At 69.3% G+C, this 24,002-nt stretch carries 28 protein-coding genes; 15 read left to right on the forward strand and 13 right to left on the reverse strand.

The window, feature by feature from the left end:
* On the forward strand, positions 1-243 hold a 243-nt coding region (locus tag B0F77_RS49285; protein ID WP_211294188.1), incomplete at its 5' end, for a hypothetical protein.
* A complete protein-coding gene (locus B0F77_RS34145) occupies positions 240-878 on the forward strand; it encodes a Rossmann-fold NAD(P)-binding domain-containing protein (RefSeq protein ID WP_086667157.1) in 639 nt (212 codons plus the stop codon). The genes B0F77_RS49285 and B0F77_RS34145, both read left to right, overlap by 4 nt.
* On the opposite strand, the gene B0F77_RS34150 is transcribed toward B0F77_RS34145, so the two are convergent.
* The 3 genes from B0F77_RS34150 to B0F77_RS34160 are packed head-to-tail and all read right to left on the reverse strand — an operon-like array spanning position 862 to position 2,903.
* On the reverse strand, positions 862-1,422 hold the full coding sequence (locus B0F77_RS34150; RefSeq protein ID WP_086667219.1) for a cysteine hydrolase family protein: 561 nt from the start codon (positions 1,420-1,422) through the stop codon (positions 862-864). The two genes, B0F77_RS34145 and B0F77_RS34150, sit on opposite strands and share 17 nt — an antisense overlap.
* 33 nt (positions 1,423-1,455) lie before the next feature.
* On the reverse strand, positions 1,456-2,358 hold the full coding sequence (locus B0F77_RS34155; RefSeq protein ID WP_086667158.1) for a GlxA family transcriptional regulator: 903 nt from the start codon (positions 2,356-2,358) through the stop codon (positions 1,456-1,458).
* Positions 2,355-2,903: a cysteine hydrolase family protein gene (locus B0F77_RS34160; RefSeq protein ID WP_086667159.1), complete on the reverse strand. Its 549-nt coding sequence runs from the start codon at positions 2,901-2,903 to the stop codon at positions 2,355-2,357. The genes B0F77_RS34155 and B0F77_RS34160 overlap by 4 nt, the downstream gene beginning before the upstream one ends.
* A 90-nt stretch (positions 2,904-2,993) precedes the next feature.
* On the opposite strand from B0F77_RS34160, the gene B0F77_RS34165 reads away from it, so the two are divergent.
* Complete coding sequence (locus B0F77_RS34165; RefSeq protein WP_143467034.1) at positions 2,994-3,896, forward strand: hypothetical protein; 903 nt, start codon at positions 2,994-2,996, stop codon at positions 3,894-3,896.
* On the opposite strand, the gene B0F77_RS34170 is transcribed toward B0F77_RS34165, so the two are convergent.
* On the reverse strand, positions 3,893-4,234 hold the full coding sequence (locus B0F77_RS34170) for a DUF2203 domain-containing protein (RefSeq protein ID WP_086667220.1): 342 nt from the start codon (positions 4,232-4,234) through the stop codon (positions 3,893-3,895). The genes B0F77_RS34165 and B0F77_RS34170 overlap by 4 nt on opposite strands.
* 27 nt (positions 4,235-4,261) lie before the next feature.
* Between B0F77_RS34170 and B0F77_RS34175 the strand changes: the two genes are divergently transcribed.
* Positions 4,262-5,134, forward strand: coding sequence for an oxidoreductase (locus tag B0F77_RS34175; RefSeq protein WP_425435759.1), 873 nt, complete (start codon positions 4,262-4,264; stop codon positions 5,132-5,134).
* Here the strand turns inward: B0F77_RS34175 and B0F77_RS34180 are convergent.
* A complete protein-coding gene (locus B0F77_RS34180) occupies positions 5,121-5,864 on the reverse strand; it encodes an ABC transporter permease (protein ID WP_086667161.1) in 744 nt (247 codons plus the stop codon). The genes B0F77_RS34175 and B0F77_RS34180 overlap by 14 nt on opposite strands.
* On the reverse strand, positions 5,861-6,769 hold the full coding sequence (locus B0F77_RS34185) for an ATP-binding cassette domain-containing protein (protein WP_086667162.1): 909 nt from the start codon (positions 6,767-6,769) through the stop codon (positions 5,861-5,863). The genes B0F77_RS34180 and B0F77_RS34185 overlap by 4 nt, the downstream gene beginning before the upstream one ends.
* A gap of 77 nt (positions 6,770-6,846) precedes the next feature.
* Here B0F77_RS34185 and B0F77_RS34190 point away from each other — a divergent pair, with 77 nt between their 5' ends.
* From B0F77_RS34190 to B0F77_RS34210, 5 genes are all read left to right on the forward strand, one after another.
* Positions 6,847-7,530: a TetR/AcrR family transcriptional regulator gene (locus tag B0F77_RS34190; RefSeq protein WP_086667163.1), complete on the forward strand. Its 684-nt coding sequence runs from the start codon at positions 6,847-6,849 to the stop codon at positions 7,528-7,530.
* On the forward strand, positions 7,527-8,057 hold the full coding sequence (gene mobA / locus B0F77_RS34195; protein WP_086667164.1) for a molybdenum cofactor guanylyltransferase: 531 nt from the start codon (positions 7,527-7,529) through the stop codon (positions 8,055-8,057). The genes B0F77_RS34190 and mobA overlap by 4 nt, the downstream gene beginning before the upstream one ends.
* Before the next feature lie 61 nt (positions 8,058-8,118).
* A complete protein-coding gene (locus B0F77_RS34200) occupies positions 8,119-9,168 on the forward strand; it encodes an AAA family ATPase (RefSeq protein WP_086667165.1) in 1,050 nt (349 codons plus the stop codon).
* A 62-nt stretch (positions 9,169-9,230) separates the two neighbouring features.
* Positions 9,231-10,112 carry a DUF58 domain-containing protein gene (locus B0F77_RS34205; protein ID WP_086667222.1) on the forward strand — a complete coding sequence of 294 codons (882 nt, stop codon included), beginning with the start codon at positions 9,231-9,233 and terminating at the stop codon, positions 10,110-10,112.
* Positions 10,109-11,074, forward strand: a complete 966-nt coding sequence (locus B0F77_RS34210; protein WP_086667166.1) for a VWA domain-containing protein — start codon at positions 10,109-10,111, stop codon at positions 11,072-11,074. Before B0F77_RS34205 ends, B0F77_RS34210 begins: the two co-directional genes overlap by 4 nt.
* A gap of 60 nt (positions 11,075-11,134) precedes the next feature.
* Here the strand turns inward: B0F77_RS34210 and B0F77_RS34215 are convergent, their stop codons facing one another.
* From B0F77_RS34215 to B0F77_RS34230, 4 genes are read right to left on the reverse strand one after another with little or no spacing between them, the layout of a single operon-like run.
* Positions 11,135-11,668 (reverse strand): dihydrofolate reductase family protein, encoded by a 534-nt coding sequence (locus B0F77_RS34215; protein ID WP_086667167.1) that lies wholly within the window; start codon positions 11,666-11,668, stop codon positions 11,135-11,137.
* Positions 11,665-12,528 (reverse strand): TAXI family TRAP transporter solute-binding subunit, encoded by an 864-nt coding sequence (locus tag B0F77_RS34220; RefSeq protein ID WP_086667168.1) that lies wholly within the window; start codon positions 12,526-12,528, stop codon positions 11,665-11,667. Before B0F77_RS34220 ends, B0F77_RS34215 begins: the two co-directional genes overlap by 4 nt.
* Positions 12,525-13,829 carry a sensor histidine kinase gene (locus B0F77_RS34225; RefSeq protein ID WP_086667169.1) on the reverse strand — a complete coding sequence of 435 codons (1,305 nt, stop codon included), beginning with the start codon at positions 13,827-13,829 and terminating at the stop codon, positions 12,525-12,527. Before B0F77_RS34225 ends, B0F77_RS34220 begins: the two co-directional genes overlap by 4 nt.
* On the reverse strand, positions 13,830-14,489 hold the full coding sequence (locus B0F77_RS34230) for a response regulator transcription factor (RefSeq protein WP_086667170.1): 660 nt from the start codon (positions 14,487-14,489) through the stop codon (positions 13,830-13,832).
* A 116-nt stretch (positions 14,490-14,605) separates the two neighbouring features.
* Here B0F77_RS34230 and B0F77_RS34235 point away from each other — a divergent pair, with 116 nt between their 5' ends.
* Positions 14,606-15,895, forward strand: coding sequence for an MFS transporter (locus B0F77_RS34235; protein ID WP_086667223.1), 1,290 nt, complete (start codon positions 14,606-14,608; stop codon positions 15,893-15,895).
* Here the strand turns inward: B0F77_RS34235 and B0F77_RS34240 are convergent.
* Positions 15,875-18,454: an FAD-binding and (Fe-S)-binding domain-containing protein gene (locus tag B0F77_RS34240; RefSeq protein WP_086667171.1), complete on the reverse strand. Its 2,580-nt coding sequence runs from the start codon at positions 18,452-18,454 to the stop codon at positions 15,875-15,877. The two genes, B0F77_RS34235 and B0F77_RS34240, sit on opposite strands and share 21 nt — an antisense overlap.
* Before the next feature lie 108 nt (positions 18,455-18,562).
* On the opposite strand from B0F77_RS34240, the gene fabG reads away from it, so the two are divergent.
* Genes fabG through B0F77_RS34265 form a run of 5 tightly spaced genes read left to right on the forward strand, consistent with a single transcriptional unit; the run spans position 18,563 to position 22,632 of the window.
* Positions 18,563-19,267 carry a beta-ketoacyl-ACP reductase gene (gene fabG, locus B0F77_RS34245; protein ID WP_086667172.1) on the forward strand — a complete coding sequence of 235 codons (705 nt, stop codon included), beginning with the start codon at positions 18,563-18,565 and terminating at the stop codon, positions 19,265-19,267.
* A 31-nt stretch (positions 19,268-19,298) separates the two neighbouring features.
* Positions 19,299-20,066, forward strand: coding sequence for an enoyl-ACP reductase FabI (gene fabI, locus B0F77_RS34250; protein ID WP_086667173.1), 768 nt, complete (start codon positions 19,299-19,301; stop codon positions 20,064-20,066).
* Positions 20,067-20,118: 52 nt separating this feature from the next.
* The gene (locus B0F77_RS34255; protein ID WP_086667174.1) at positions 20,119-21,144 is read left to right on the forward strand and encodes a ferrochelatase; all 1,026 of its coding nucleotides are present in this window, start codon (positions 20,119-20,121) and stop codon (positions 21,142-21,144) included.
* A gap of 34 nt (positions 21,145-21,178) precedes the next feature.
* Positions 21,179-21,901, forward strand: a complete 723-nt coding sequence (locus B0F77_RS34260; protein ID WP_086667175.1) for an ABC transporter ATP-binding protein — start codon at positions 21,179-21,181, stop codon at positions 21,899-21,901.
* On the forward strand, positions 21,898-22,632 hold the full coding sequence (locus B0F77_RS34265) for an ABC transporter permease (RefSeq protein ID WP_086667176.1): 735 nt from the start codon (positions 21,898-21,900) through the stop codon (positions 22,630-22,632). The genes B0F77_RS34260 and B0F77_RS34265 overlap by 4 nt, the downstream gene beginning before the upstream one ends.
* Here the strand turns inward: B0F77_RS34265 and B0F77_RS34270 are convergent, their stop codons facing one another.
* Positions 22,633-23,430 (reverse strand): hypothetical protein, encoded by a 798-nt coding sequence (locus tag B0F77_RS34270; RefSeq protein ID WP_086667177.1) that lies wholly within the window; start codon positions 23,428-23,430, stop codon positions 22,633-22,635.
* Between the two features lie 72 nt (positions 23,431-23,502).
* The gene (locus B0F77_RS34275; protein WP_143467035.1) at positions 23,503-23,994 is read right to left on the reverse strand and encodes a YcxB family protein; all 492 of its coding nucleotides are present in this window, start codon (positions 23,992-23,994) and stop codon (positions 23,503-23,505) included.
* Between the last annotated feature and the right edge of the window lie 8 nt (positions 23,995-24,002).

Below are 24,002 nucleotides of genomic sequence, written 5' to 3' on the forward strand. Positions count from 1 at the left end.
CGCCCGTTCGGCTTGATGGCGTCTGCAAGTACCGCCAACTCAACATCAACAGGCACTTTTCTACTACCAACAGGGCGGTTCTGGACGGAGGACACGGCAACGGTTCGTCGGGTGACGAACCGGTTGGGTGTAGTTGAGGGCGATTCGATCAAGAGTTGGTGGTACTTGCAGACGCGCTCGGCATCAACGAGTCGTGAGGTTTCGGACAAGACTTCTGGGCAGGTGCTTAGCTTTGTGGCGTGAAGATCGTGGTATTTGGTCCGACCGGCATGGTCGGCCAGGGTGCGCTGCGCGAGTGTCTGCTCGACCCGGAGGTCGACTCGGTCGTGACGGTCGGGCGGTCCGCTCTGGCCGCTACCGATCCGAAGCAGCGGCACGTCGTGCACGCGGACTTCAGCGACCTGACCCCGATCGCTGATCAGCTGGCCGACGCCGACGCGTGTTTCTATTGCATGGGCGTGACATCGGCGGGTCTGAGCGAGGCCGAGTACCTGCCCGTGACGCACGACTACGCGCTTGAAGCCGCGCGTGTTGTTGGTGGCACGTATGTGTACGTGTCCGGCGAAGGCGCCAACGCCGAGAGCAACACCATGTGGGCTCGGGTGAAAGGGCGCACGGAGAACGAGTTGCTGGCGCTGGACCGGCGGGTGTTCGTGGTGCGGCCGGGGTTCATCCAGCCGCGGCACGGGATCACCTCGCGGACCCGGATCTACCGGTACCTCTACTCGTGGTCGGCGTGGCTTTTCCCGGTGCTGAAGAAGGTGGCGCCCAGGTACGTCACGACCACCGAGCACCTCGGCCGCGCCATGGTGGCGCTGGCCAAGGGTGCCCAGGCTCCGAAGCTGTTGCGCAGCGCCGAGATCAACCGGCTGGCTTGAAGGCCTCCTCCGTCTTGACCACGCCCGCCTCACGGCCCGGCGCGGTGTGGTTCTCCCAGTAGAGGTTGGTGTGCGCGATGACCTTGTCCGGCGTGGGCGCGCCCCACTCGGACAGGTCCTCGGTGGTGTGCGCGTCGCTCACCAGCTTGGCGTCGTAGCCGCGCACGATGGCGCCGTGCAGGGTCGAGCGGATGCACTCGTCGGTCTGCGCGCCGGACACCACGAGGCTGCCGATGCCCTTGGCCGCCAGCACTTCCTCCAGGTCGGTCGCTTCGAACGAGTCGGCGTAGGTCTTGTGCACCACCGGTTCGCCGTCGGCGAGCTTGAGCTCGGGGACGAACTGCCAGCCGTCGGACTCCTTGGGCATGTGCTCGGGGTTGCTGTGCTGCACCCACACGACGTCGACGCCGGCCGCACGCGCCTTGTCCACCAGGACGGCCACGTTCGCCACGACCTCGTCGCGGTTGTGGGCGTGGTTCACCACGCCGTTCTGCACGTCGATCACGAGCAACGCGGTGTTGGGGCGGTTCGAAAGAGTCGTCACGCGGGTCACACTATGCCTGGGGTCTGACAATTTTCAGCGCGAACGCAGGCGGCGCAACATCCGGGCGTCCTCGAAGCCGACGTTCCGCGCTGCTGTCTCGACGGTGGCGCCTTGACCGATGAGGTGTTCGGCCCGTTCGACGCGCAACGCTTGTTGGTACTTCAACGGCGTCATGCCTGTCGCACGGCCGAACAAGCGCGTGACGGTTCGTTCGCTGCATCCGGCCGCCACAGCCAGTTCGGCCAACGACAGACGGTCCGCGAGCCGTGACTCGATGACGTCTTGGATGCGGTGCACCGTTTCGTTGACGTGCGACCGGTGCCGCAACAGCACACTGGCTTGCTGGTCGTCACCGTTCCTGCGCGCGTAGACGACCATCGTGCGTGCGATCGCGGCGGCCACAGAAGGTCCGTGGCGCACAGCAACGAGATGCAACGCCAAGTCGATGCCACTCGCGATGCCGGCGGACGTCACGACCCGGTTGTCCTCAACGAACAGAACATCGCGCACGACCCGTGCGGCCGGGTAGCGCCGTTCGAGTTCCTCCTGCAGTTCGTGGTGCGTGGTGCACCTGTGGCCATCGAGCAGGCCGGCGCGCCCCAAGATTTCCGCACCGGCACACACACTCGCGACCGTGCCACCGCTGGCGTGGTGCGCGCGCAACCATTCCAACGCGCGCGCACTCAACGGCCCGGTACCGACGATTTTCGGCGAACGCCACCCCGGCACGAACACGAGGTCGTGCACGTCGAGAGAGGGCAACTCGGACGACGTACCCAGCGGCACGCCCTGATGGCTGAGCACGGAGTCCGAGTCACCCACGTACGACAACTCGTAGCCCCTCACGAGGTCGGCCGCGCTGGAGAACACCTGCGCCGGCCCCGCGAGGTCGAGCAGGTGCACTCCAGGAACGAGCAGAAAAACGACTCTGGTCACGATCCGGTCAGCGTAGCGACATCCGAGATCCGCGCGAACCGACCCGCCAGCACGTACTCGGTCCGCTCGATGATCTCCTCAACGCCCAGCACCTTCCCGGTCCGCCAGTGCGGCAACGGCGTGGTGGCGGTCGCGTCCGTCACGAACGTCATGTCGAACCCGAGATCCGACCCGACCCGCGTGGTCGTCTCGCAGCACTGCTCGGTCCGGATACCACTGATCAGCAGCTCGCGAACGCCGTGCTGGGTCAGCGTCTGCTGCAGGTTGGTCGTGGTGAACGCGTTGTGCGACGTCTTGGTCAGGATCTGCTCGTCGTCCAGCGGCTTGAGCCCGTCGATCAGCCGCACGTGCCCGAGCGCGGGGTCGAACACGCCGCCGCTGCCGGGCTCGGAGTGCAGCACCCACACCACCAGGTCGCCCGCGTCCCGCGACAGGTCGACCAGCTGGTTCACCTTGCCGACGATGTCCGGGTTGGACGTGTCCGCCCAGTTGGCGCGCTGGCGGAACGACTCCTGCACGTCGATGACGATCAATGCTCGCTTCATGCCACCAAGCCTCGCGGCCACGGCAGTGCGCGAACAGGCACGGCCTGGGCGGGGAGCGGACGGATCCGGTCACCGTGCGAAGATCGGGATGTGGACTTACGCGTGCTGGCCGGTGACCCCGCCGACCCGTTGCTCGGCGCTCAGGTGACGGTGACCGTGGGAGGGGAGGAGCCCGACGGGTACGCCGTGCCGTTCGTACGGGTCACGAAGGGCGAGGTGCGCAGACTCCTCGTGGGGCAGGCACGCACAGACGGCGACCGGATCGACGTCACGGTCCGCGCGGCGTGGCGGGAGAACGGTGGCTGGCACCGCGAGTCGTGGCCGGGGGACGACGTGGCGGAACTGCTGAAGGACCCCGCGCACCCCGTGCAGGGCGACAAGGGCGCCGTCATCGCCAAGGCCATCGCCGAGGGGTCGCGGAACACCGTCGCGGAGCTGCGCGGGCTGCGCTACGAGATGGAACGTCAGGTCGCGGACCTGTTGGCGCAGCGCAGGAACACGGCACTACGGCTGGTGATGGCGCAGCTCGTGGAACTGTCGATCGCGTTCAGCCGTGCTCGCGACCAGGCGCGTGACACGCTGCGCGAGGTCAGGGTGCCCGGTGTGGTGCGGCACTGCGAGGCGATCGACGTCGAGCTCGGCGAGGAGATCACCCGGCTGCAGTCGTTGCTGAGCAGCGTGTCGACGTTCGCCGTCGCGCAGGAGGGCGAGGCGCAGCAACGGTTCAACATGCTCGCCGCCGCCGCGGCCGCCGGGCTCGGTCTGCCCGCGCTGATCCTGTCGCTGTACGGCGCGGACGACTACCTGCCGTTCACCTGGGACACGGCGTGGCGGGCACTGGCACCGATCGCGGGAGCGCTGACGCTGGCGGCGGGGATCATCCTGCAACGCATGCCCGGTCGCACCACCGCCAAGCAGTACCTGATGGCGCTGGGCCTCATCGCCGGCCTGATCGGCGTGTTGGGCACAGCGGGTTTCCTGGCACCGGGTTAGAGCGGGCGACGGCCCGCGAACCCCAGATCGGCCCGGTGGTACCAGCCGAGTTCACGGTCGCCCTCCAGCCAGCACAGCAGCACCGGCACGCCGTCCATCGAGGACGGGAAGTCGACGAGCAACGGCGCGAAGCCCTTCAGTTCGGCGCCGGTCTGCTGGACGGACTCCATCAGCTCGTCCAGCCGGGCCTGCGCGGCCTTGAACTCCGGCAGGCCGCCCAGCGACGAGGACCCGACGGCGAGCTCGGCCGCGTCGGCGCGCAGCCGGACGATCTCGTCCAGGACCGGCAGCAGCCGGGCGAGCTCGGCCTTGGCTTCGTCGAGGGTGAACAGATCCACGACACCAAGGCTGGCACAGTGGCAGGGGTGACGTGGCGACTGGGTGACCTCACCGTGAACCGGGTCGGCTTCGGCGCGATGCGTCTGCCGCAGCAGGGAGGCGCGTTCGACCCGGAGGCGAGACCGCGGGACCGCGCGCAGGCGATCGAGGTGCTGCGCAGGGCGGTCGAGCTGGGCGTCAACCACATCGACACCGCCGCCTTCTACTTCTCCGCCACCAGGTCCGCGAACGAGCTGATCAACAGCGCGCTCTCGCCGTACCCGGACGACCTGGTGATCGTCACCAAGGTCGGGCCCAGCCGCACGCCGCAGGGGGAGTGGCTGCCGCTCGCGACGCCGGGACAGCTCAGGGGACAGGTGGAGGAGAACCTGAGGCAGCTCGGGCGGGACCACCTCGACGTGGTCAACCTGCGGGTGAGCGGGCTGGACGACGTCAGCGCTCACTTCGAGCAGCTCGCGGAACTCCAGCGGGACGGACTGATCCGGCACCTCGGGTTGTCGAACGTCAAGCCGCACCACCTCGACCAAGCGCAGCGGATCGCTGAGGTCGTGTGCGTGCAGAACTCGTACGGGCTTGGCCATCACCCGGAACAGGAGGAGTTCATCGGCGTGTGCGGTGAGCGCAACGTCGCGTACGTGCCGTTCTTCGCGCTGACCGGGGCCGCCAAGGAGGCCGGTGGGCAGCAGGAGGACGACGAGGTCAGCGAGATCGCCAGGGCCCACGACGCCTCGCCCGCCCAGGTCCGGCTGGCCTGGACGCTGGCCAGAGGGCCGCACGTGCTGGTCATCCCCGGCACGGGCGACCCGGGACATCTCCAGCAGAACGTCGAGGCGGGCGAACTCCGGCTCACCTCCTGGGAACTCGCCCGCCTCGACGCGCTGCACCTCAACGACGGCTGATCCGGCCGAACAACCAGGTGGCCCACCCGAAAGCCACCACCAGCAGCCCGCCCGACCACGCCAGTGCGAGCCAGCCCGACTGCGGCGAGGCACCGTTCAGCAGCGCCCGCACGGTCTCGATCACCGGCGTGATCGGCTGGTGTTCGCTGAACGCCCGCAGCACCGCCGGCATCGTCTCGACCGGCACGAACGCGCTGCTCAGGTACGGCAGGAACAGCATGAAGAACCCCAGCAGGCTCGCGGACTCGACGGTCCGCGCGATCACGCCGACGCCGGCCGCGAGCCACGACAGCGCGAGCACGTAGAGCAGCAGCAGACCCATCGCCAGGAGCCACGAGCCCAGCGAGGCCGACGGCCGGAAGCCCATCAGCAGTGCGACCAGCACGACCGCGAACGTGGCCACGGTGTTGCGGGCGACGGACGCGGTGACGTGACCGGTGAGGACGGCGAAGCCGCTGATCGGCATCGAGCGGAAGCGGTCGACGACGCCGTTCTTCATGTCGTCGGCCACCGACATCGCGGTGGAGGTGGCGCCGTACCCGGTGCACAGCACCATGATCCCGGGCACCACATAGTCCACATAGGACTCCACATGCCTGATCGCGCCGCCGAACACGTACACGAACAACGCCATCATCAGCACCGGCAACAGGATCGACATGATCGCGACGTCGAGGTTGCGGCGGCTCAGCCGGATGCTGCGGCCGGCCATCGTCAGCGACGCGGTCATGCGGCCACCGCCGTCAACGTGGTGAAGACGTCGTCCAGCGTCGGACGGTGCGTGGACACCCGCAACACGCTCACCCGAGCCGCCACCAGGTCGTCCAGCACGCGATGCACATGGGAAGCGCTGCCGTCCGACGGCACGCTCAACATCAATCCGTCCATCACGCCACCGACCACGGCGTGAGCGCGCGAAGTGTCCTCGAAAGACTCGAAAGTCAGGTCCAGCCGGGTGCCGCCGACCGAGTTCTTCAACGCGTCCGCGGTGCCGTCCGCGACGACGCTTCCGTTGTGCAGCACCACGATCCGGTCGGCGAGGCGGTCGGCCTCCTCCAGGTACTGGGTGGTGAGGAAGATCGTCACGCCGTCACGCACCAGGTCGCCGATCGCGTCCCACATCGTCGTGCGGCTCACCGGGTCGAGGCCGGTCGTCGGTTCGTCCAGGAACAGCAGTCGCGGCCGGGCGACCAGGCTCATCGCCAGGTCCAGCCGCCGTCGCATGCCTCCGGAGTACGTCCGCACCCGCCGGTCCGCCGCGTCCACCAGGTCGAACCGCTCCAGCAGCTCCAACGCTCGCGAACGTGCCGCTGACCTGGCGAAACGCCGCAGTCGCGCGATCATGACCAGGTTCTCGCGGCCGGTCTGCTCCTCGTCCACGGCCGCGTACTGCCCGGTCAGGCTGATCACGCCGCGCACCGACGTGGCCGCGCGCACCACGTCGAACCCGCAGACGCGCGCCGAACCGTCGTCAGGCCTGGTCAGCGTGCTCAGGATGCGGATCGTGGTGGTCTTGCCCGCCCCGTTCGGCCCCAGCAGGGCGAGCACCGATCCCTCGGACACCTTCAAATCCAGGTCGTTGAGGACGGTCTGCGAGCCGTACCTCTTCGTCAAACCCTCTGTCTCGACGATCATCGAAACCCCCTTTATGCGTACCTCATACGCAAAACCTGAATTAGCGTATGACATACGCATCTGTTTGACTAGGGGGCATGAAGAGGGGGCGCAAGCCGACCATCGACGCCGCCGACATCACGCGGGCGGCCATCGCGGTCGCGGACGCCGAGGGGCTCGCCGCCGTGTCGATGGCACGCGTCGCGGCGGAGCTGGGCAACGCCACGATGGCGCTCTACCGGCACGTGAAGAGCAAGGACGAACTGCTCACGTTGATGTGGGACGCGGCGATGGAGGAACCGCCTCCGCTGCCGGACGGCGACTGGCGCGACCAGCTCGGGTTCTGGGCGAAAGCGGTGCTCACGGCCATCGGCAGGCGCCCGTGGTTCATGCAGATCCCGATCAGCGGCCCGCCGGTCGGCCCGAAGAACCTCGCCTGGCTCGACAGGGCGCTCAGCGCCCTCGAAGGTGTGCCGCTGGAGCCGAGGGAGAAGGTCGGCATCGTGATGGGCCTGTCGACCTTCGTGCAGGGTGAGGCGCGGCTCACCTTCACGCTGTCCCAGGGCTACCAGGAGAACCCGGCTCAGTTCAACCACCAGTACGGGCAGGCGTTGCGCGAGGTGGTCGACCCTCGCGGGATGCCCTCGCTCGCCAAGGTCGTCGCGGCCGGTGTGTTCGACGTGGACGACGTTCTCGGCGTCGAGGACATCGGGGCGGACTTCGACTTCGGCCTGAACCTGTTCCTGGAAGGCGTCGCGGCACACGTCAGGGGGCGCGCATGACGTACGCGGTGATCATCCTCACCGGCGGCAAGGGCGAACGGCTCGGTGGCGTCGACAAGGCCGCGTTGTCCTATCGGGACGCGACACTGCTCGACCACGTGCTGTCCGTTGTGGACGATGCGGCGCAGAAAGTCGTTGTGGGGCCGGAGAAGTATCTTCCTGGAGTCGTCTGGGCGCGTGAGGATCCGCCCGGCGGCGGCCCGCTCGCCGGCCTGGCCGCAGGCCTCGCGAAGATCACCGAGGACTGGGTCGCGGTGCTCGCCGTGGATCAACCCGGTCTCACGAAGGACACCATCGCGAGACTCCGCGCCGCCGGTCGCAACGCCGTGCTCAAGGACGACCGCGTGCAGTGGCTGATCGGCTACTGGAACGCCGCTGAGCTGCGCGAAGCCCTACCCGAAGAGCCGCGGGACCTGCCGCTGCGCAAGACTCTGCTGCGGCTCGACCCGGTGGAAGTGTCCGCTTTGCCCGGTGAGGCGCGCGACGTCGACACACCGGATGACCTGGACACCCTTCACAGCGGTTGAACAGGCCAAGAGTAAAACTGTTCCACTATCGGTAAACCCTGTTCCGCATGGAGGCCCGCACGTGACCGAGCCCGCCGCCGAGGCAACGCCGAACGCATCGGCGCCCGTCACCCCGGCTCGTGACGCCCAGCTGCTCGAACGCACCGTGTTCGAGGTGAAGCGGGTGATCGTCGGCCAGGACCGGCTCGTCGAGCGGATGCTCGTGGGTCTGCTGGCCAAGGGCCATCTGCTGCTCGAAGGTGTGCCGGGTGTCGCGAAGACGCTCGCCGTCGAGACGTTCGCCCGCGTCGTCGGCGGCTCGTTCAGCCGCGTGCAGTTCACGCCCGACCTGGTGCCCGCCGACATCCTCGGCACCCGCATCTACCGCCAGTCCAGCGAGGCGTTCGACGTCGAGCTCGGCCCGGTCGTCGCGAACTTCGTGCTCGCCGACGAGATCAACCGCGCGCCCGCCAAGGTGCAGTCGGCGATGCTCGAGGTCATGGCCGAACGGCACGTGTCCATCGGCGGCAGGACGTTCCCGATGCCGAACCCGTTCCTGGTGCTGGCGACGCAGAACCCGATCGAGAACGAGGGCGTGTACCCGTTGCCGGAGGCGCAGCGCGACAGGTTCCTGTTCAAGATCCAGGTCGAGTACCCGACCGCCGAGGAAGAGCGCGAGATCGTCTACCGCATGGGCGTCGAGGCGCCGGTGCCGAGCCAGGTCCTCTCGCCGGAGGAACTGGTGCGCCTGCAGGGCGTGGCGTCGCGCGTCTTCGTCCACCACGCACTGGTCGACTACGTGGTGCGCCTGGTGATCGCGACCCGCGCGCCGGGCGAGCACGGTCTCACCGACGTCGCCGGCTGGGTCGCCTACGGTGCCTCGCCGCGTGCGTCGCTGGGCATCATCGCCGCCGCCCGTGGCCTCGCGCTGGTCCGCGGCCGCGACTACGTGCTGCCGCAGGACGTCGTGGACGTCGTTCCGGACGTGCTGCGCCACCGCCTGGTGCTCTCGTACGACGCGCTGGCCGACGGTGTGCCGATCGACCACATCATCACGCGCGTGCTGCAGATCGTGCCGTTGCCGCAGGTGTCGGCCCGTCCGCAGCAGCCGGTTGCGGCTGGTAGGCAGTGAGTCGGGAGAAAGCCGCCGAGGAGCGCCCCTCGTGGGCGCCGCCGGTGCTGCGAGGCGTCCGGATGGAGGCCGCGCTGCGCATGCTGGAGCTCGACGTGCGGCGCCGGCTCGACGGCCTGCTGCAGGGCAACCACCTCGGCCTCGTGCCGGGACCGGGCACCGAACCGGGCGAGGCGCGCACCTACCAGCCCGGTGACGACGTGCGCCGGATGGACTGGGCGGTCACCGCGCGCACGACCGTGCCGCACATCCGCGAGACGGTCGCCGACCGCGAGCTGGAGACGTGGATGGCGATCGACCTGTCGCCGTCGCTCGACTTCGGCACGGCGGTCTGCGAGAAGCGCGACCTGGCCATCGCCGCGACGGCCGCGGTCGCGCACCTGACCCGCGGCGGCGGCAACCGGATCGGCGCCGCCGTCTCGACCGGCGCGGAGAACGTCCGCATCCCGGCGCGCGGCGGTCTGGCCCACGCACGGGGCATGATCCGCAAGATCGCCGAGATCCCACGCGCCGAAGAAGGCACCCGCGGCGACCTGGCGGCGTTGCTGGAGCAGCTGCGTCGCCCGCCACGGCGGCGCGGGCTGATCGTGGTGATCTCGGACTTCCTCGGTGGCACGGAGTGGCAACGTCCGCTGCGCGCGTTGTCCGCCCGGCACGACATCGTCGCCATCGAGATCGTCGACCCGCGTGACGTCGACCTGCCAGAGGTCGGCACCGTCGTGCTGTCCGACCCGGAGAGCGGACGGCAGCGCGAGGTGACCGCGTCGGCGTTGCTGCGCAAGGAGTTCAACGCGGCGGCCGCGGAACACCGGGCCGAGGTGGCGGCGGGGCTGCGGCGCGCGGGCGCCGGGCACCTGGTGCTGCGCACCGACTCGGACTGGATCGCGGACACGGTTCGTTTCGTGGTGGCGCGCAAGCGCCGCTGGTCTGGGGGTGTCGCGTGAGCTTCTCGAACTTCGTCGCCCCGTGGTGGTTCCTGCTGCTCATCGGCGTCGCGCTGCTCACCGCCGGATACGTGGTGGCGCAACGGATCCGGCGCAAGCGGGTGCTGCGGTTCACGAACCTGGAGCTGCTGGAGAAGGTCGCGCCCAAGCGTGAGCGCTGGTCGCGGCACGTCCCGGCGGCGTTCCTGCTGGCGGCTCTGGCGTTGCTGACGGTGGCGCTGGCCGGGCCGACGTCCGAGCAACGGGTGCCGCGCAACCGGGCGACCGTGATGCTCGTGGTCGACGTGTCGCTGTCGATGAAGGCGACGGACGTCAAGCCGTCCCGGCTGGAGGCCGCGCAGGTGGCCGCCAAGTCGTTCGCCGAGGGCCTCACCCCTGGCATCAACCTCGGCCTGATCTCGTTCGCCGGCTCGGCCACCGTGCTGGTGGCGCCCACGACGGACCGCGCCGCCGTGACGCAGTCGATCGACGGGCTCAAGCTCGCCCAGTCGACCGCGACCGGTGACGCGCTGGTGGCCGCGATGGCGTCGATCGACTCGTTCGGCAAGGTCGTCGGCGGCGCTGAGGGTCCGCCGCCCGCCCGCATCGTGCTGATGACGGACGGCAAGGAGACGGTCGGCACCCGCAAGGCGTTCGACGCGGCCGAGGACGCGAAGAAGGCCGCGATCCCGATCTCCACGATCTCGTTCGGCACCGAGGACGGCGTGGTCGACATCGAGGGCCGGCAGCAGTCCGTGCCGGTCGACGACGACTCCATGAAGGAGATCGCGAAGATCTCCGGCGGCGAGTTCTTCAAGGCCGCCTCGGCCGAGGAGCTGCGCCGGGTCTACGACACGCTCGGCGAGCAGATCGGCTACGAGAAGAAGCAGGCGGACGCGTCGAAGCCGTGGCTGTTGCTCGGCACGATGACGGCGATGTTCGCGGCCGCCGCGGCCTTGTTGCTCGGTCAGCGCCTGCCGTAGATCTGACCATGAACGGCGCTTTTGTGGACCTCAGGTCCACAAAAGCGCCGTTCATGGTTTTCAGGGCCTGCCGTAGATCAGCTCCACCACACCGATGTCGAAAGCCCTGGTGCTCTTGAGCGCCAGGGCTTTCGCCTTCTTGAAGAACGGCGTGCCGCCGCCGATCGCGACCGGGTTGACGTAGAGGCGGACCTCGTCGATCAGGTCGTGGTCGAAGAACGCTCCCACCAGCTGCGAGCCGCCGACCATGCTGTCGCCGGGCAGCTTCCGGAGCTCGTCCGGGTCGATCTCGCGCTTGACCACCGTGTTCCACTCGGCGGTCTCCAGCGTCCGCGAGTAGACGATCTTGGGCATCTCCCGCCAGATCCGGCCGAAGTCGTGCATCGGCTTCGGCCACTCCGGGTGCTCGTCGGTGTGCGGCCACGCGGCGAGCATCGTCTCGTGGTTGCGCCGGCCGTCGATGAACCGGCTCATCCTGGCGAGCTCGGTGTTGAAGTGCTCGTGCATCTCGTCGTCGACGTGGTGCCAGCTGATGTCGTGGTCCGGCCCCTCCATGAAGCCGTCCAGCGAGATCGACGCCATCGTGATGATCATCCGTGCAGCCTCCGGTATTCCGCCGCCGCACCGGGATGCAGCGGCACCTTGCCCGTGTCGATCAGACTGCGCACGTCGAGGTACTGGGTGCCGAGCGCCTGCTCCGGCACGAGTTCCGCGGCCCTCGCGACCAGCAGCCGCACGACGGCACCCGCGTAGTCGTCGCGCAGGTCCGGCCGGCACACCAGCAGGTTCGGCGTGCCGATCGTGGGGACGTCGACCGGCGAGCCGTACACGCCCATGCGCACGTCGACGCGTTCGTAGACCTTGCCGTAGTCCTGCCGCAACCTCGGCAGGTAGGTGTCGAGCGGCAGGAGCCGGATGCCGCTGGCCCGGTCGAGCTCCGGGGTGGGGACGCCGCCGGACCACAGCAGCGCGGCGATCTCGCCGGCTTTCAGGGCGTCGACGGCGTTGCGCAGCGGGTAGTGCTCTTCCCGCACGCCCAGCGCGAGTCGTGAGCCCTGCAGCGCGGCACCCGAGCCGGCCGCGCCCAGCGAGACCGGTTTGCCGATCAGGTCGGCGGCGGTGCGGTACGGGGAGTCGTCGAGCACCACGAGCTGCAGGTAGTTCTCGTAGACGCGGCCCAGCGCGACCAGGCCGGACTCCAGGTGGGCGCTGTCGCTCAGGGTCAGGCCGAGGTCGGCGGTGCCTTCGCGGAGGTGATCGAGGTTGTCGGCGCTGCCGCCGGTCTCGATCGGGGTGATGGTGAGCGAGCCCTGGGAGAGGCGGGACAGCAGGGCGGCGAAGTCGTTGTAGAAGCCACCGGGTTCGCCGCCCGCGATCCTGATGGTGCCGGTGGGTTCGCTCGTCCCGCACGCGGTGAGAGCCAGCGCGCCCAGCAGGAAGGTCCGGCGCTTCACAGCAACGGCTCCTTCGGCAGTTCCACCGTCACGACCAGGCCGCCGTCCGAGTGCAGCGTCAGCTCGCCGTCGTGCGCCGTCACGATCCTCTCCGCGATCGCCAGGCCCAGCCCGGTTCCCCGCTGCGAGTCGTCGCCGCGCCAGAACCTCTCCGTCGCCCTGGCGATGTCCTCTTCGGACAGTCCGGGGCCGTTGTCGCGCACGGTCAACGTCGCCCGGTCGCACACCACGGTGATCTCGGAGCCGCCGTACTTGATGGCGTTGTCCAGCAAGACGTCCAGCACCTGCGCCAGATCCGACACCGCGCACCGCACCAGTCCGGGCGCCCGGTCGTCGACGGTGATCGTGACACCTTCCGCCTGTGCCGCCGCGCGCCACGCGTCGACCCGGTCGTGCGCCACGACCTGCAGGTCGGCGAGTTCGGGTTCGACGCCGCCCGCCGCGCGTTCGGTGGCGGTGCTCTCCGCCGACGCCAGGGCCAAGAGCCCGTCCAGCAACGACTCCAGGCGTTCGACCTCGGTCAGCAGGGAACCGTTCCGCGGCAGCATGTCCACCCGCAACCGCAGTGCCGCCATCGGGTTGCGCAGCTGGTGCGAGGCGTCGGCGATCAGCCTTCGTTGCTGGTCGGCGGCCTCCGCGACGGCATCGGACATGCGGTTGAACGACTCCGACAACGCCCGCAGTTCGGCCGGTCCCGCGGTGTCGGCCACGTGCGTCCGCCGCTGGCCCTCGGCGACCGCTCGCACGCCCCGGTCGAGCTCTTTCAACGGCCGCAGCAACCACCGCGCCACCACCAGCGCCAGGAGCACGCACGCGCAAGCCGCCAGCAACGCCCCGGCCAGCACGATCGCCCACCGGCGCGCCACGTCCAGGGCGGCGACGCGGGTCGACGCCCGCATGACCACGGCGCCCGCGACCTTCGTGCCGGTGCCGACGGGACGGGCGAACAGGACGTCGCCACCGTTCCAGGGCAGCACGGTCGGCACGGGCGCGGCGGGCTGGTTGCGCAGCGCGGCGTCGATCTGAGCGGAGACCTCGGCGACCTTCATGCCCGCCTCGACGACGGGCTCGCCCGCCGCGTCGACGACCACGATCTCCTCGCCGTAGATCTCGGTGTGCCGCAACGCCTCGGACACCACGGCGTCGGCGGGCAGGGTGGCGAAGCGGTCCATGTCGGCCGTGCGGCTGATCACGAACTGCTGGGTGCGCTCGGAGGCGGTGCTCATGAGCAGCGGGAAGGCGAACGCGGTCACGGCCGAGAGCGAGAAGAGCAGCAGCACCAACAGAAGCCGTTGCCGCATCTATTCACCGAGCCGGTAGCCGAAACCGCGGATCGTGTGCAGCAGCCCCGGCCGGTCGAGCTTCGCGCGCAGCTGCGTCAGATGGACGTCGAGGGTCCGCGACACCGCCACGAAGGCGTTGCCCCACACCTCGTCCATCAGCTGCTGCCGGCTGACCGCTGTGCCCGGCCGGCGAGCGAGCACCGCCAGCACGTCGAACTCCTTGGTGGTCAACGAGATCTCGCGTCCGCCGACCACGACCTGGCGGCTCTGCAGGTCGATCTCCACATCGGACACCCGCACCACCTCGTCGGGTTCCCGCGACCGCGCCGCGCTTCTGCGCGCCACCGCGTCGATGCGGGCCAGCAACTCGGCCAGCCGCACCGGTTTGACCAGGTAGTCGTCCGCGCCGAGCCGGAGTCCGCGCACCACCGTGCGTTCGTCACCGCGTGCGGTCAGCACGAGCACCGGCACCGGGTCGATCTTGCGGAGCTTGCGCAGCACCTCCAGCCCGTCCTGGTCGGGCAGGCCGAGGTCGAGCAGCACCACGTCCGCGTCGCGGTGGGCGATCAACGCGTCGGCACCCCTGCGCACGCGTGCGGGCCGGTGCCCGTTCGCCCGCAGTGCCTCCACCAGGGCGTCCGCGACACCGTCGTCGTCTTCGACCAACAGCACCCGCATACGAGCAGTATCGGCCATGACGTCTGTTTCCTGCGCGTGGCGACGCGCCTAAGTGACTGTAAAGATGCCTCTGCCCAGGTTGTGACGGGTGTCCGCGCGCCGAGATGGTGTCGGGCATGACAGTGGTTCAGGAGAAGAGCAGCGAACGCCGAGTGGTGGCGAACGTGCTGCGCGGATCAGTCGGCAACCTGATCGAGTGGTACGACTGGTACGCCTACACGGCGTTCAGCATCTACTTCGCGGCGGCGTTCTTCCCGAAGGGCGACCAGACCGCGCAGCTGCTCAACACTGCGGCCGTGTTCGCCGTCGGCTTCCTCATGCGACCGCTGGGCGGGTGGCTGCTCGGCCGCTACGCCGACCGGCACGGCCGCCGGGCCGCGCTCACGCTTTCCGTCACGCTGATGGCGCTGGGCTCGCTGATCATCGCGCTGACGCCGTCGTACGCGACGATCGGTGTGGCGGCGCCGATTCTGCTGGTGCTCGCGCGGTTGTTGCAGGGGCTGTCGGTCGGTGGTGAGTACGCGACCTCGGCGACGTATCTGTCCGAAGTGGCCTCTCCCGCGCGGCGCGGTTTCTACTCCAGCTTCCAGTACGTGACGCTGACGGCTGGTCAGCTGGTGGCGCTGGGCGTGCAGATCGTGCTGCAGCAGTTCCTGTCCAAGCCCGAGATGATGGAGTGGGGCTGGCGGATCGCGTTCGTCATCGGGGCGACCGGCGCGATCATCGTGATGTGGCTGCGCCGCGGGATGGACGAGTCGGAGAACTTCGAGAAGCAGAAGGACAACCCGCAGAAGGGCACCTTCCGGGCGTTGCTCCAGCACCCCAGGGAATGCCTGCTCGTCGTCGGCCTGACCCTGGGCGGCACGGTCGCGTTCTACACGTTCACGACCTACCTGCAGAAGTTCATGGTGAACACCAGCAAGATCGACGCCGCGACGGTCAGCTGGATCAACTTCGCCGCGCTGCTAATGTTCGTGGTGTTGCAGCCGGTCGCGGGCGCGCTGTCCGACCGGATCGGCCGCCGTCCGCTGCTGCTCGGCTTCGGTGTGCTCGGCACGCTGGCCACCGTGCCGCTGCTGTCGACGCTGGCGAAGACCTCCGAGGCGTTCCCGGCGTTCCTGCTGATGCTCGGCGGGCTGGTGATCGTCACCGGGTACACCTCGATCAACGCGATCGTGAAGGCCGAGCTGTTCCCGACGAACATCCGCGCGCTGGGGGTCGGGCTGCCGTACGCGCTGACCGTCGCGATCTTCGGTGGCACGGCCGAGTACGTGGCGTTGTGGTTCAAGCAGGCCGGCATGGAGAAGGTGTTCTTCTACTACGTCGCCGGGTGCGTGCTGATCTCGTTGCTGGTCTACGGGTTCATGCGCGAGACCTCGAAGGACTCAGTCCTCGACCGCGATTAGGGCGGCCAGCGCGCTGGCCAGGTGAACGGGCCTGCGATCGGTGGTGTGGCGGATCTGCGTGCGGCAGCTGAAGCCGTCCGCGATCACCAGCGCGTCGGAGTCGGCGCGCAACGCCGGTAGCAGGTCCTGTTCCGCGCACGCGATCGAGACGTCGTAGTGGCCTCGCTCGAAGCCGAAGTTCCCGGCGAGGCCGCAACATCCCTCGACGATCTTCGGCTTCAGGCCCGCCTTCGCCATCACCTCGCGGTCGGGTTCGAAGCCCAGTTCCGCGTACTGGTGGCAGTGGGTCTGCACCACGGCGTCGCGCTCGCCGGGCAGATCCGGCAGCCGGGGTTCGACGTACGAGGCGAACGTCTGCGTGGCGTCGGCCAGCGCCCGCACGGCCGGATCGTCCGACAGCTTCGGGGCCTCGGTCTTCAGGAACGCCGTGCAGCTCGGTTCCAGGCCGATCACCGGGACGCCCCGGCTCGTCCACGGCAGCAGCGCTCGCGCCGTGCGTTCGACGACCCGGCGGGCCTTCGGGAGCTGGCCGGTCGAGTGCCACGTCAGTCCACAGCAGACGTTCGCGGACGGGATCTCGACGCGGTTTCCCAGATGTGCCAGCACGTTCGCGGCGTCGAGGCCGATGCCCGGCTCGAAGAAGTTCGTGAACGTGTCCGGGAACAGCAGCACCGGGTCGCCCTGGCCGAGCGGGTGCAGCTGGCGGACCAGGGGAGTGACCGGGGTGGGCAGCGCGCGTTCCGGCGTGATCCCGGCGAACCGGCCGAACTTCGCCGTAAACCTGTTGACCAGCCCGTACTTCAGCCAGGTCGGCAGCCAGCCCATCGCGTAGTGCGAGCGCGGCCTGACACGCCCTTTGTAGTGCTCGTGCAGGAACTCCGCCTTGTAGCTCGCCATGTCGACGTCGACCGGGCAGTCGCGTTTACAACCCTTGCACCCCAGACAGAGGTCGAGCGCCTCGGCGACCTCGGACGAACGCCAGCCGTCCTTGATCACCTCGCCGTTGAGCATCTCGAACAGCAGGTGCGCACGGCCACGCGTCGAGTGCTTCTCCTCCTTGGTGACCCGATAGCTCGGGCACATCACGCCGCCCTTGGTGTTCAGGCACTTGCCCACGCCGACGCAGCGCCGGGTGTCGCTCGCGAACTCCGCACGCGTTGGAATCCTCGGCGGTGCCACGAGAATCCGGAGGTCGTCGTCGAGTTTCAGCGGCTCCACGATCCGGCCGGGGTTGAGCAGGTCGGACGGGTCGAAGGCGTGCTTGAAGTCCTGGAACGCCTTGATCGCCGCGGGCGGGTACATCCGGCTCAGCAGCTCGGACCGCGCCTGGCCGTCACCGTGCTCGCCGGACAGGCTGCCGCCGTGGCTCACCACGAGATCGGCCGCGTCCTCCAGGAACGCGCGGTGGCCCGCGGCCAGGTCGAAGTCGATCCGGACGTGCAGGCAACCCTCGCCGTAGTGGCCGTAGGTGATGCCGCGCCGGCCGTAGCGCGCCAGCAGCTGGTCGAACTCGCGCAGGTAGGTGCCGAGCCGCTCCGGTGGCACGGCCGCGTCCTCCCAGCCCGACCACGCCTCGCCGCCGTCGGGCATCCGGGTCGCGAGCCCGGCGCCGTCCTCGCGGATCCGCCACAGCGCCCGCTGCTGTGCGGGGTCGTGGATGATCATCGAGTTCTTGGTGATCTTGGCGACACGTTCGGGGTGATCTTCGACCTCGACGAACAGCCAGCTGCGGCCCTCCGGCAGGTCAGGCCGCGTTTTCACGGCTCGTACCAGCGCCTCGTCGATGCCCTCGACCGCGAGCGCGTCCTCGATCCGGGTGACCTGGTCGGCGGCGTCGTAGGTGTCCGCGAACCCGAGCACGACGAGGATTCGGCGTTCCGGCCTGCGGACCAGCTTCAGCTCCGCGCCGAGCAGCACGACGCAGGTGCCCTCGGTGCCGACGAGTTGCTGGGTCAGCGTCGGGGCGTCCAGCGCGTACCCGCTGACCCGGCGGCTGAGCCGGGGAAACCACGCCGGGTCGAAGGACGGGAGTGCGAACTCGGGCGGGTTCGTGGTGTCGAAGGTGCGGCCGTCCGCCGTGAGCACGTGCAGGTTCGCGACGTTCTCACTGGTCTTGCCCCACTTCACCGAGTGCGCGCCGCACGCGTTGTTGCCGATCATCCCGCCGATCGTGCAGCGCGAGTGGGTGGACGGGTCGGGCCCGAAGAGGAAGTCGCCGGCGTTCGCGTTGATCCGGTCGAGCACGGCGCCCGGTTGCGCGAACGCCCGGTCGCCGGAGATCTCGAACGAGTTCAGGTACCGGCTGAAGTCGATCACCAGACCGGTGCCGCACGCGTTGCCCGCGATGGACGTCCCGGCGCCGCGGCTGGTGATCGGCACGCGGTGCTCTGCGGCGAGTCCGACGGCCGCGACCACCGCGTCCGTCGTGCGTGGACGGACGATCACCCGTGGCACGTGCCGGTAGTTCGACGCGTCGGCCGAGTACAGGGCCCGGCTCGCCGGGTCGTCGAGGACGTCGCCGTCCACGTCACGGCGGAGTCGGTCGAGAAAGGCCCGCATCACCCGATCATGCCTGGATGGATGTGACATGGCTCCGCCGATGCCGGACTACCTGCCGGTAGCCGATAACCTCACCCGGTCAACCAGCAGCGATTCTCGGGAGAGCTAGTGAGTCGGTCCGTTCTGGTCACCGGAGGCAACCGCGGCATCGGCCTCGCGATCGCGCAGGCGTTCGCGGCGCAGGGCGACAAGGTCGCGGTGACCCACCGCGGGTCCGGCGCTCCCGAAGGCCTGCTCGGCGTGAAGTGCGACGTGACGAACTCGGAGGAGATCGACGCGGCGTTCACCGAGGTCGAGGCCGCGCACGGTCCCGTCGAGGTGCTGGTGTGCAACGCGGGCATCACCCAGGACACGCTGCTGCTGCGCATGAGCGAGGAGCAGTTCACCCAGGTCGTCGACGCGAACCTGACCGGTGCGTTCCGGTTCGCCCAGCGCGCCTCCCGCGGCATGCTGCGCAAGAAGTTCGGCCGCATCGTCTTCATCTCGTCCGTCGTGGGTCTCACCGGCGGCGCGGGCCAGGTGAACTACGCGGCGTCCAAAGCCGGCATGGTCGGCATGGCGCGTTCGATCGCCCTGGAGCTGGGCTCGCGCAACATCACCGCGAACGTCATCACGCCGGGCTTCATCACCACGGACATGACGGCCGAGCTGCCAGAGGCCGTCCGCGAAGCCGCTTTGAAGCAGATCCCGGCCGGTCGTTACGGCGCCGCCGACGAGATCGCGCGCGCCGTCACGTTCCTCGCGGCGAACGAGGCCGGCTACATCAACGGTGCCGTGCTGCCGGTCGACGGCGGCCTCGGCATGGGCCACTGAAGTTTTCGTTACTGCGAAAGGGTTGGATCAAGTGACCGGACTGCTCGAAGGCAAGCGACTGCTGATCACCGGTGTGATCACCGACGCGTCGATCGCCTTCCACGTCGCACGCGTCGCCCAGGAACAGGGCGCCGAGGTCGTGCTGACCGGGTTCGGCCGGATGAGCCTCGTGCAGCGCATCGCCCAGCGCCTGCCCAAGCCCGCGCCCGTGGTCGAGCTCGACGTGCAGAACCAAGAGCACCTCGACACGCTGGCCGAGCGCGTCGGTGAGCACGTCGACGGCCTCGACGGTGTCGTGCACGCCATCGGCTTCGCCCCGCAGAGCTGCCTCGGCGCGCCCTTCATGGACGCCCCGTGGGAGGACGTCTCGGTCGCGATGCACGTGTCGGCGTACTCGTACAAGTCGCTCGTGCAGGCCGTTCGCCCGATGCTGTCGCACGGCTCGTCGGTCGTCGGTCTGGACTTCGACGCCCGCCAGGCGTGGCCCGCGTACAACTGGATGGGCGCGGCGAAGGCGGCGTTCGAGTCGATCAACCGCTACATGGCGCGCGAGCTCGGCCCGGACGGCATCCGCGTGAACCTGATCTCGGCCGGCCCGGTGCGCACCATGGCCGCGAAGTCCATCCCCGGCTTCGCTGAGCTGGAGAAGATGTGGGGCGAGAAGGCTCCTCTCTCGTGGGACGTGGACGACCCGACGCCGGTCGCGAAGTCGGTCTGCGGCCTGCTCTCCGACTGGTTCCCGGCCACGACGGGCTCGATGGTGTTCGTCGACGGTGGTGTGCACTTCCTCGGTCTCTGAGGTCACAACGGCTCGTCGTGTGGGGCGTTGGGGCGTCTGATTGGATGGAGCGGTGAGTTTCGATGCGCTGCTCTGGCTGTCCTTCGGCGGCCCGGAAGGTCCTGAGGACGTCCGCCCCTTCCTGGAGAACGTTGTTCGCGGACGTGGCGTGCCGCCGGAGCGGCTGGACGAGGTCGAGGCCCACTACCAGCACTTCGGCGGCGTGTCGCCGATCAACCGCCTGAACCTCGAGGCCATCGAGGCGGTCAAGGCCCGCGGGTTCGAGTTGCCGATCTACTTCGGCAACCGCAACTGGCACCCGATGGTCGAGGACGCCGTCGCGCAGATGAAGGCCGACGGGGTCAAGCGCGCGTTGGTCTTCCCGACGAGCGCGTACGGCGGCTATTCGGCGTGCCGGCAGTACGACGAGGACATCGTGCGGGCGCTGCAGGCCGTGCCGGACGGTCCGGAACTCGTGAAGCTGCGCCAGTTCTTCGACCACCCGCTGTTCATCGGCGCGTTCGCGGACGGTGTTCGTGCCGCGGCTTCTTCTTTGTCCGGTTCCTACCGGCTCGTCTTCACCGCGCACTCGGTGCCGGTGTCCGCCGACAAAGCCGCCGGACCGCCGTCCGAGGGCGGCTACCGCTACTCCCGGCAGGTCGTCGAGGCCTCCCGGCTGGTCGCCGCGGAGCTCGGTGTCACCGAGTACGACGTCGTGTGGCAGTCGCGGTCCGGGCCGCCGCAGATCCCGTGGCTGGAGCCGGACGTCGTCGACCACATCGACGCGCTGCACGCCAAGGGCGTCACCGGGGTCGTGGTGTGCCCGATCGGGTTCGTTTCCGACCACCTCGAGGTGGTCTGGGACCTCGACACCGAGGCCCGCGACCGTGCGGCCGAGCTGGGCATGGAGTTCGCCCGCGCCGCCACCCCGAACGCGGACCCGCGGTTCGCCGAGCTCGTGACCGAACTGGTCGCGGAGCACGTGGCCGGCGTTCCCGCGCGGAAGCTGTCGGACTTCACGGCGGCGGGCTGCACGGTGAACGGCGCGCTGTGCGCGCCGTTGTGTTGCGAACCGGCCAAGAGGCCCGTCCGCACCTAGACAGTAGTTTTTCAACGGGCGCAGAATTGGTCGCATGACCAGTTCCGCGGCCGTTGAGGTCACCGGGCTCCGGGTCCGCCGGGGCGATCGTCTGGTCCTGCGGGACGTGAGCTGCACGATCCCGCGGGGCAGTGTCACCGGCCTGCTCGGACCGTCCGGCTGCGGCAAGACCACGTTGCTGCGCTCGGTCGTCGGCGTGCAGATCGTCGAGGCCGGCGAGGTGTCGGTGCTCGGCTCGCCCGCCGGCAGTCCTGGGCTGCGCGACCGGATCGGGTACGCGACGCAGAACCCGTCCGTGTACGCGGACCTCACCGTCGAGCAGAACCTCAGGTACTTCGCCGCCGTGCTGCGGGCTCCCCGGTCCGACGTGCGGCGCGTGATCGACGAGGTGGGGCTCGGCGGGCACGAGGGCCAGCTCGTGGCGTCGTTGTCCGGTGGTGAGCTGTCCCGGACGAGCCTCGCGGTGGCGTTGCTCGGCAAGCCCGAGCTGTTGGTGTTGGACGAGCCGACGGTCGGCCTCGACCCGTTGCTGCGCGACGAGCTGTGGACGTTGTTCCGCTCGTTGGCCGACCGCGGCGTCACTTTGCTCGTGTCCAGTCACGTTATGGACGAAGCCGCGCGTTGCTCGCGGCTGCTGCTGATGCGTGACGGGGCGTTTCTGGCGGACGACACGCCTTCCGCGCTGCTGTCAGAGACCGGCACGAGCGACTTGGAGCAGGCGTTCCTGCACCTCGTCCGGGAGAAGGAGTCGGCGTGAACACCTCGATCCTGCTCGCCACGACCGCGCGGATCCTCAACCAGTTCCGGCACGACCGCCGCACCGTCGCGCTGATGGTGCTCATGCCGTCGCTGCTGCTGATCCTGCTGCGGTTCGTCTTCAACTCCGACCAGGCGTTCAGCCGCGCCGCACCCGCGCTGCTGGCGGTCTTCCCGTTCGCGATCATGTTCATCGTCACGTCGATCACGACCCTGCGCGAACGCACCACGGCCACGCTGGAACGGCTCATGACCATGCCGATCGCCAAGCTGGACCTGCTGTTCGGCTACGCGCTGGCGTTCGGGATCGTGGCGCTGGTCCAGGTGCTGGTCGCGGTCGGCATCTCGCTGTCGTGGCTCGGCCTGGAGATCGGCGGCTCGGTGTGGCTGCTCGTGGTCATCGCCGGGCTGGACGCGTTGCTGGGCACGGCGTTGGGCCTGTTCGCGAGTGCGTTCGCGCGCACTGAGTTCCAGGCCGTGCAGTTCATGCCGTTGTTCGTCATGCCGCAGGTGTTGTTGTGCGGACTGTTCGCGCCGCGTGAGTCGATGACGCCCGTGCTGGAGTGGCTGTCGAACGTCATGCCGTTGTCGTACGCGGTTGACGCACTCACGGCCGTGACGACGTCGTCCGACATCACGAGCGACTTGGTGCGCAACCTCGCGATCGTGGCCGCGTGCGGACTCCTCGCGCTCGTGCTGGGCGCGGTGACGTTGCGCAGGCGCACACCCTGATCAGTGGCGGCCGGCTCCGGTGTCCGCCAGCACGCGCACGGCCTCGTCGACCGCCGCGCACCGGGCCCGCCGCACCGCTTCCGCGACCGGTCGCAGCGCCTCGGTCCGTGCCGTCATCGCCGACGCGGACATCGCGCCGCCGGGGGAGTCCGACCTGGCCACCTGCACGATCGCGTCGACCTCTGCGGCCCGCTGCAGCACCCGCAACGCGCGTGGCGGCATCGCGCCCGGCCAGGGCAGGTGTGAGTTCGCGGCGGAGAGGTCGGCGATCTCCTTGCGCACGTTCGGCCGGTGCTTGGCCACGTCGAGGGAGGCCAGCGCGGCCGTCGCCTCCCGCAGTGCCGCGCTCAGGCCGTGTTCCGCCTCGCCGATCGGGATGTGCTCCAGGCCGTTCGACGACGGCAGGTCGAACACGGTCCACCGCATCACGCCGTCCGCCACGATCTTCGGCACCAGCCCGATGTGCACGGACGGGATCACCAGCGCCTCGCCGGACCGCAGCGCACACGTCGAGAGGGGGCCCTTGCCGCCCAGCCCGCGCACGTCACCGGGTACCGGCAACGCGAGGCGCGCTGAAGTGGCGCCCGCGCGCCGCAACGCGGCCAGCAGCAGGGCGGGGCCCACCGGGGCCTCGTCGGGACCGGGGAGGTCGAGCGCCGTGGCGGTGCCGTCGTCGTCGGCCACCACCTCGTGCTGCTCGGCCCACGTGTGCAGGGCGTCGAGGACGTCGTCGGAGGCGGCCAGACCGTGCAGCCATCCCGACGTCCACACGACCAGCGTGGCACTCGCACAGGACACCCGACGAGATTACGTGGCCCGAGCCCGTGAGCCCCACCCGGTGTGTCCGATCCGAGACACCTGCTCACACATTTAACGGGCCGGACCGATGTGCTGTTCCAGGAGCGTGCGGAACGACGCCATGTCCTCATCGGACGCGAACGCCCGGTGCGGCACCGAAAGCGACGCCGCGCCGTCGCCGAGGGTCTCCAGCACGAAGCCCTGCCGGGTCTCGGTCCAGCCCGGCAGCTCGTCCCAGACGATCTCCTCGCGCACCGAGTTGCCCACGGCCATCCGGAACGACTGGTCGTCCGCGCTGCCGGCGACGGTCCGGCTGAGCATCTCGTCCGACGAGAAGCGCCACCACACCGCGACCGGTTCCATGAACCCGATGACCAGCGCGCACGCCAGGCCGAAGATCGCCACCGGCACCATGTCGTCGAAGCCGAACAGCAGGATCAGGGAGAACACGCCGAGCACGACCGCGAACCACGGCGCCCACCGGAACATCGGCACCATCGCCCGCAGGCTGGCCCGCCAGTCGGCAGGGGAGGGCGCCCATTTGAAATCAACGCTGTCACTCATATCGCCCC

The organism is Lentzea kentuckyensis, from assembly GCF_002150765.1.
GTDB lineage: Bacteria > Actinomycetota > Actinomycetes > Mycobacteriales > Pseudonocardiaceae > Lentzea > Lentzea kentuckyensis.